This window comes from Streptococcus oralis (genome assembly GCF_001075875.1).
Lineage (GTDB): Bacteria > Bacillota > Bacilli > Lactobacillales > Streptococcaceae > Streptococcus > Streptococcus oralis_I.
Genome location: NZ_JUOS01000067.1, coordinates 1 through 3,382, shown reverse-complemented (window position 1 = coordinate 3,382; position 3,382 = coordinate 1). Strand labels below are relative to the sequence as shown.

Sequence of the window (3,382 nt, the reverse complement as noted above, 5' to 3'; positions counted from 1 at the left end):
TGGAGGCGTTACTGGACCTGGAGGCGTTACTGGACCTGGAGGTGTTACTGGACCTGGAGGTGTTACTGGACCTGGAGGCACTGGTGGTTGATAAGTGTTAATCAAGACTAGGTTCGTTTCGTTTTCTCGAACTGTTTTTGATACATATCCCTCAGGAACATTGACTTCACTAATTGTATAGCTAATCATTTTTCCTGCTATATATTTCGGAAGATTTGTAAAAGTATGAGTCCAATTATTATCTTCGTTTAAAATAACTTCTTGCCCTACTTTACTTCCATCAGCATGGAGTTGTACCTTAATGCTATTTGGGCGTTTTTCTGCTTTATTATCAGCATCATCCCATATTTTCTTACCTTTTATACTTGTAGTTCCTCGGTAAATATTGGTAAATGTAGTTTCCTCTTCACCGTAAGACACTGTTCCCATTTTGATACCATCATCATCCGTTACTGTTACAGTAACCTTTAGTTCATGGCTATCATAATCGTAATTATCAGTGCTTTCAGGAAGAACTTCACGAATGATATAGTTGTAAACTCCTTCTTTTTTATACTTAATAGCATTGAAGGTTACACTTCCATCTTCAGCATTTTTTACAATTTGAAGAGGTTCACTAGGGTTTGCAGCATCATAAAGTGCAAAGTTAAACTGATCTTTTTCTAGTGTTTTCCCTTTTAAAGTTTTGTGAGCCTTTAAGATAACTGTTTCTGATTTTTCAGCGTTACCAAAACCTGATCCTGACTCTAGACGGACTTCACGTACCATACTACGTGTCTTAAAATTTGTGGCAGACCATGCCAAATTATTCGATACTAATGAACCTGCAGGAACTCCATCTGGTAATTTAGTAGAGTATTCAATATACATTGCCCAATGATAGTTATCTCCAAATGGAATCGTAAAGCCTGTGATTCCTCCTTGAGCATTTTTAGTGAATACTGCCTTGTTTGAAAAGTTATCTGATGGCTCTAACGTGAGAATATGAGCCTCATTACGAATTTTTGTAGGTTGTGTATCATAACGAACAGCTCTAAATGATTCAGGAATTAAGGTTTGTCCATTACCAAAAGTATCCGTAATTGTCATCCCACGAATCATATCTTGATTGGCATTCAAGAGAATACGCCACTTAATAATACTTGGATCTGTATCATCTTGATAACCGTATTTCATCTCATAGTCGCCTGCTTCACCACTATCTTGTTTGTACTTGAAGCTATAAGTCTTATGACCAATGGTAACAGTAACTGGTTGACTCTCCTTAACGACTTCTCGATTAATCGTTAAATTAAACTGTAAAGAAAGCTCTTTATTCTCAGGTCTCTTAGAAAAATAATCTGTAAAAGTTACCGTAACTTTTCCTGTACTAGGATCTGTATGAGCAACACCAACCTTCGTACCCTTACTATTTATAACGTCAAAGGTCAAATTTGTAATCAATCTGAGCTCTCTAGGAATATCTAAAATCAATTGATCATTCTCAGAGATATTCTGATTATCTGGAAAAGTTAATTGATAAGTTGCGATTAAACGTTCCCCAGCAATAACTTCCACATCATCACTCAATTCAAGGCCAGATCTCTCATGAATAATCTTAGTATCAAGATTATAACCCGTCACCGAATCCGCTTGAACTGTTTTTGATAATTTAACTATTGATAAGCCTATTAGCAAAAACATTAAAAAAAATGTTAAACATTTAGACAATTTATGCTTCATAATAACCTCCTTTACGATTAGAAAACATTTGATTATCCAATCAAATTATACCATACTTATTTAAAAATTGTACAATTACTGACTATTTGTTTAATTAATTTTAAAGATTTATACTTATTCAAAGTTTTCGTTTTCTTAAATAAATTATAAAAACAAAAAGAGAGGTATTAACCTCTCTTCTTGCGATTACATACACTTATTTAATAAATGTATAACCAACTTTAGAATATCTTTTGTTTAGATACTCAAAGATAAATCTTGATTCGTTCTAGAAACCTAGAAACATTAAGCTTCATCTTCTTTTTTGCGTTTTGCAACCAAACCTAGACCTACCAGACCAAGTGCAGCACCAAGTGCAACAAGTTCAGATTTAGATTGTTCACCAGTGTTTGGCAACTCAGGACCTTTAGGTTTTTCTGGTGTTGGTGGTGTTACTGGTGTTGGTGGTGTTGGCGGTGTTGGCGGTGTTGGCGGTGTTGGCGGTGTTGGCGGTGTTGGTGGTGTTGGTGGTGTTGGCGGTGTTGGTGGTGTTGGTGGTGTTGGTGGTATTACCTTGTTATTAAACTCAGTATCTTCAGGCATTTGTGAAGTAAGAGTCAACACTTTACCATCCTTAGTTACAGTAACTCCAACAGTCGCTACCATCTTATCGTACTCAACTCCAGCCTCTGTACCTTTCACTTCTTCTACATGATAAATATAAGTACCTTCTTGACCACGTTTGAATTCAAGAGCTGAGAACTTGATCTTACCTTCAGCATCATTGCTTACGGTTTCAATCACGTTACCATCTTTGTCTTTCAATACGAAGCTGAATTCACCAGCTTTCAACGCACGACCTTCCAATTTCTTCGTGAAGTTGAATTCAACTTTCACTGGAATATTAACAACACGTTTTTCAGTTGGTTTTTCTGGTTTTTCAACTGATTTCTTAGTTGGATCATATTGGTGAACAATTTGAGAAGCTGTATTTTCAATATCTACACCTTCTTTAGCGGTTCCCTTGATACGTGCTGGAATATCAAACTTGTAGTAACGTCCAAATGCTAATTTAGCAGTGTCGATTACTTGAGTATTTTCAGCATCTCCAAGAGACTTAGTCAAGTCAGCCCTAGATGTAGCAGTAATGACCCCATCCACAATTGAGATATCAAACTTAGCTGTGACATCATCACCAGTTACTGAATCATAAGCTTTAATATCAGCTACATTAACATCCAAGTTTTCGCTGTCATATTTATCTGTAATACCAACAGATTGAATATTGTGAGCTTCTGTGAATTTAGTTGTATCCAACCATACTTGGTAAACAACCTTATCCCCTTTATGGAGTGTTTGAGTATTGATATTTTGCTTTTCATTATTATCAACTTTGTCCACATATGGATCATTGTTGGTATCTGCTACTTTATCAGTCAACTCTTTATCATCATCAAGAAGTTTATTTCCAGTGATATCAAATTTCTCTTCATTAAGAATATATTTCTCTGGATTGAACTCAGGAGTTTCTGGAGGTGTTACTACGTTGTTGAACTCTTTATCAGCGATATCGCCAACAGTTGCTACAAGAACTTTAGCTGTTCCGTCGTGTTTCACAGTGACTGTTACATTCGCTTTCATGGTATCGTATGTAACGGTTGCGTCTGTTCCAGCTACTTCT

The 3,382-nt window shown here is 36.2% G+C and carries 2 protein-coding genes; both read right to left on the bottom strand.

Annotated elements, in window-relative coordinates:
- Nucleotides 1-1,722, bottom strand: a 1,722-nt coding sequence (locus ADM33_RS03940) for a Cna B-type domain-containing protein (protein WP_049503259.1), incomplete at its 3' end; no start/stop codon positions are given.
- 285 nt (nucleotides 1,723-2,007) lie between these two features.
- Nucleotides 2,008-3,382 (bottom strand): SspB-related isopeptide-forming adhesin (locus ADM33_RS03935; protein WP_049503258.1); only part of this gene is annotated, 1,375 nt, incomplete at its 5' end.